A 4,582-nucleotide genomic window follows, 5' to 3' on the forward strand; every position below is an offset into this window, starting at 1 on the left:
GGTGTAGGTGCGGGGGGGGGGGGGGGGCCGGGCGGGGGGGCGGGCGCGGCGCGGCGCGCCACCCGGCCGCGGCCGCCCCCGCCGCGCCCCCCCCCCCCCCCGCCCGCCAACCCCGCGCGCCTGGCTCTGCATATCGACCAACTCCTCCATGTCATTGACCGAGCGCTGGATGTTGCGCACATGCATGCCGACATCGCGCAGATAGCCCTGCAGGACGAAGAAAGAGGTGAGCATGAAAGCGATATCGCCCGGGGTTGCCCGGCCGCGCGACCATAGATGCAGGGCATAGCCGATCACCGCCGCCCAAAGTGCGAGCAGCGTGATGCCCTGGATCGTGCCGTTAATCGCCTCGCGTGCCCAGGTCCGGCGCGTCCGGTGCCGCCACTTGGCGATGACCGTCGCGAGACGCTCGTCTTCCCGCACCTCGGCGCCGAAGCCTTTGACCACTGCGTTGCAGCTGATTGCGTCCGCTAGCACACCGCCGAGCCGGGTGTCCCAGCTATTGGCCAGCCCCGCCGCCGGGGCGACGTAGCCGAGTGACAACGTGATCGTCAGCGCGACATAGACGAGCAAGCCGCAAGCGATGATCAGGCCCATGCCCAGCCAGTTCCAGCCGAGCAACACGGTCGAACCGACGATCATGATGAGCGAAGGGAACAACACGACCAGGATCGTGTCGTTCAAGAGATCAAGCGCCCACATGCCGCGCGTGATCTTGCGCACCGTCGAGCCGGCGAAGCTGTTGCCATGCCAGTCGGTCGGAAGGCGCTGAACGCGACGGAACGCCTCGCTCGATATGTCGGACATCATCTTCAAGGTCAAATCGACCATGCCAATGAAGGCGATTTGACGCATGACGAGGGCGCCGAGCGCGAGCGCAATCAGCATGGAGAAGGCTGCAAGGGCAGCATCCCAGGCCATCACTTCCACGGCAGCACCACCGGCAACAGCACCGACGAGACGGCCCGAATAGAGCGGCGTCAAGAGGTCAGCTAGCGTCGCGGCAAGCACCGCTGCCATGATGACTGCGAGCCGGGTCGCCTGCCGCATCCAATGGGGAGTGATGAAGGCGAACACGTTACGAAAAGCGCCCCCGCGCAGATCGACACGGAAATGACTCATGGTTCTAGACGAGCGCTTCAAGACGCTCGTTCCCAACAAAGCTGAACATAGAAACTCGATGAGAGGACGAAAACGTCTATCAGAATGCGATCTGACGCGGACTTGGCATGATACTTTCCTTCGCTTCGGTACATCGATGGCTACGTCACCACGACATGCATATCGGTCGGCAGAACTACTGCCGCCTTACGATCAGGGAGCATCAAGAATCGCGCCAACTGCGCGAGAGGAAGCCTTGGAACAATTTTTTAAATGTTATTCAATGGCTTAAATGCGGCGCAGAAATAAGCGCAGGAAACGAGGCCGACCAGCACCGTGTCGCGGACTCGACCAACCCGACAGGAGGTATCGGTTGCCGGGGCGTTTTCCCAAGAATGGCGGACAGGATTCCTCCGCGGGGAAACGCGAAATTCACGCCTCGTTCAACCGCGTTCCGCGCTTGTGCAATGTTGTGCTCCGAAAAATGTGGAAGAGAAAGCCTGGGTTGGAACAAGGCGGTAGAAGTCTGCGGAATCGTCTGCCTGAGGGGTTTCAAAATCGGTCACGTGGCAGCCCGTAACTCGCCGGGGGCCTGCTGTCGCCGGCGTCATTTCCTTCCTCGAGGTCAACACCCGCGACATGCTATCCGATGGTTGTCGAATCTACCGCGGCACAGGCTTCACTTGCGATACGGAGCCCGGTGCGCCCCGGGCGACTATCTGGAATTCTTCGCCGAGATTGATCTTCTTGGCTGCATATCCGCTTGCCCCGGCGGCGATTGTTCGTCGGAACATTCGTCCGGTCTTTAATAAAATAATCAGCACGGTCGAACAGCGCGGATGTTTGCGCTTCAGCGCTTCAGCCGCTCAGCGCCAATATCGGGGCTCGAACTGCCGGTTGCTCATCAAAGACGATTCGCGCGTCATGGCGCGAATCCTACGTTCGACAGCCACCGGGAAGTTTCGTGTCGATGGGGTTAGATCCTGAGTTGGTCAGGAAATGGTATGAGGCTCAAACTCCGCCGGATATATCGATCGCTTAACGGTGTCATTCAGGATCTTGATGAATTTATCCACGGCGCGTGATCGAATTGCGTGTTCAGACAGCACAATCGCAAACCCGAACTTGACATCCGGTTTGAATTCAACCGCCACGACGCTGCTCTCCCGGAACAAGGATGCGGCAAGCGGGTCGACCAGGCCGACACCCAGTCCCATTTCAACCATTTTGCAAATCGTATATCCGGAGGTCGTCTCGATCAGGTTGTCGATCTTTACGTTTGATTCAATCCCGGCCAGAATCAACGCCTTTCCGATTGTAAGGTCTTCCGAGATTCCGATATTCGTCTCGTTCTTCAGGTCTTCGAGCGAGATTCTACTCAGACGGCTTTTGGGATGTCCCGCCGGCAGAACACACTTGCAGAAAGGTTCATAGACACGTTCGAGAATGACACCCGGATAGTCAACCGGAAATGCAGCAATGCCGACATCGACTTGCCGACTGGAAACAAGATCCAGAATCCTCAGGGAGCTGCGTACTTCAAGTCTTATCTTAAGGTCCGGGTAAGCTGCATTCATCCTCACAATGGACCTCGGCACCACTTCAAGGGATGCAGCGGGAAATGAAGCAACGCGAAGCCGGTCATGCTTGAGATTGGCGATGTCCTTTGCTGCGCCTTCAAGATATTGAATGCCCGAATAAGTCCGCTGAACATATTTGAAAAACGCCTCACCTTCGGGAGTGGGTACGATTCTTCCCGGGATTCGGTCGAATAGATCAAATCCAATCGAACGTTCGAGATCCTTAATGAGGCGGCTTATGCCAGGCTGGGAAACGTTCAGGAAATGAGCTGCGTCACTCACGCTCCCGGCAAGCATGACAGCGCGATATGCCTCAATCTGATTAAATTTCATCAACCGCTGCCGAGCGAAAGTCGACCAACTTCAGTTTAATACCACGAGATCGGCGCAGAATGAAGGCGGTCAGCGCGCTCGAAAACCTCGACTTCTTCATGGAATCCCTTGTTTCGACGACTGGATTACGGCTTTTTGAGCGTACGATTCAAACGCTCCGTCAGGAAAACTCGATATCCGCTGCGAGGCCGTTCGTTTTGACACGGGCGAGGGCTGCCAACGGTAAAGGCCGTATTGGTGAACGCATAGTGTAGTATCCCACCTGATCCGGTGACTTTCCTGTAACGTGCGCGAACAATTCGGTGACAGTGAGCCCGCAATTGCGTCCCTGACAAGGGCCCATGCCACATCGAGTGAAAAATTTGGCCTGGTTTGGCCCTACACAGCCAGCGGCTGCCAAATCTGTGATCTCGCCCGCGGCAATTTCCTCGCAGCGGCATATCACCGTATTTTCCCGCAGTGGAATTCTGAACTGTGACGGTGGTCGATACAGCGTATCCAGAAATTTGCGTATTTCAGTGAGTTGGCGAAATTTTCGCTGGATGGAATTCCTGGTCTTCGGATCGATAATCCGCTTGTTGTTTTCTGCGATGTGAAGTGCCGCCAAACGAGCCGAATATTCTGCTGCCTTTGCTCCCATTATGCCCGCATTGTCGCCGACCGCGAATACGCCCGGTACGCTCGTTTCCCAATTTCCGGCGATCGATGGGTGAAAGCAGAGCTGTGAATCATCCCATTTAATCTCGCAGCCTAAATGTCTGTACAGCTGTATGTTGGGTACGACGCCTTGGTGGAGAAGAATGCAATCGGCTTCGATAATTCCGGACTCGCGGGGAGTGGAATATTCCACAGCTTCCGCACGGTTTTCGCCACGAATCCTTATGTCGTTGACTTGGCGTATCTTGCGGATGCCATAGGCAGATATCGCTCGGATCATTCCAATGCCGTCTAAAAGCTGCTTGAGGCTCGTGGACCCAAGCTTGGTATGGCGAATAGCGCGCCAGTAGTTTCCGCGTGGGGTAGTGTCGAGCACAGCTTGGACATCGGCTCCAGCCTGCGCCAACTGGCCCGCGACGAGATACAAAAGCGGGCCGCAGCCCGCCAGTACGATCCGTCCGGCTGGAATGGCCGAGCCGGATTTCATTGCTATCTGTGCAGCGCCAGCGGTCATGACGCCTGGCAAGGTCCACCCGGGAACTGGAAAAGGTCGCTCAAGCGCACCCGTGGCAAGCATTATGGATTCAGCTTCAACCACTACCACTTCGTCTTTATGCACGAAGTATACTATCTTCTCGGAAGAGACATGCCAGACTACTGCTTCTGTCCTAATATCAAGGCCCATGTGCTTGGCGTCTCCAAGCAAACTTTCGCCATTCAAATAATTTTTCCCCAAGATCGACCGCATTTTGTCAGTCAGGTTCTCGAGATTGCGGTAAATCTGCCCGCCGGGCCGTTTCCCGTCGTCTAGTACCACGACAGATAAGCCTAGTTCGTGCGCCTGTAACGCGCCGGCCAATCCGGCAGGACCGGCGCCGATGACGACCAGATCATATTTTTTCACGGCAATT

General features: G+C 56.5%; 3 protein-coding genes. All 3 read right to left on the bottom strand.

Going from position 1 to position 4,582, the window contains the following annotated elements:
• Nucleotides 1-1,122: ABC transporter transmembrane domain-containing protein (locus NKJ06_RS34485; protein WP_352812382.1), on the bottom strand; the 1,122-nt coding region annotated here is incomplete at its 3' end.
• Between the two features lie 971 nt (nucleotides 1,123-2,093).
• The gene (locus NKJ06_RS34490) at nucleotides 2,094-3,014 is read right to left on the bottom strand and encodes a LysR family transcriptional regulator (RefSeq protein WP_352812384.1); all 921 of its coding nucleotides are present in this window, start codon (nucleotides 3,012-3,014) and stop codon (nucleotides 2,094-2,096) included.
• 160 nt (nucleotides 3,015-3,174) lie between these two features.
• Nucleotides 3,175-4,582: FAD/NAD(P)-dependent oxidoreductase (locus NKJ06_RS34495; RefSeq protein WP_352812386.1), on the bottom strand; the 1,408-nt coding region annotated here is incomplete at its 5' end.

The sequence above is a fragment of the Mesorhizobium sp. M0293 genome (assembly GCF_040321735.1).
GTDB lineage: Bacteria > Pseudomonadota > Alphaproteobacteria > Rhizobiales > Rhizobiaceae > Mesorhizobium.